This window comes from Aliiroseovarius sediminis (assembly GCF_022678485.1).
GTDB lineage: Bacteria > Pseudomonadota > Alphaproteobacteria > Rhodobacterales > Rhodobacteraceae > Aliiroseovarius > Aliiroseovarius sediminis.
In genome coordinates this window covers 1-203 of the sequence record NZ_JALBYP010000013.1, presented here as the reverse complement: position 1 = coordinate 203, position 203 = coordinate 1, and the positions used below count along the sequence as shown (strand labels likewise).

The window sequence follows — 203 nt, the reverse complement described above, 5'->3', positions numbered from 1 at the left end:
TGACCTGCCCCCCGCGAGATCCCTCACTGTGATGTAGAGTCTGCCCAACCCTGAAGGAGCAGACGAATGCGAAAGAGCCGTTTTACCGAGGCGCAGATTATCGGGATGATCAAGGAGCAGGAGGCAGGCATGGCGACGGCCGAAGTGTGCCGTCGCCATGGGCTGAGCCCGTCCACGTTTTACAAGCTGAAAGCCAAATACGG

General features: G+C 58.6%; 1 protein-coding gene. It reads left to right on the top strand.

Features of this window, described 5'->3' with window-relative positions; all coding sequences use genetic code 11:
- Positions 1–66: 66 nt before the first annotated feature.
- The coding region (locus tag MN186_RS00060) for a transposase (protein WP_242110743.1) at positions 67–203 on the top strand (137 nt) is incomplete at its 3' end.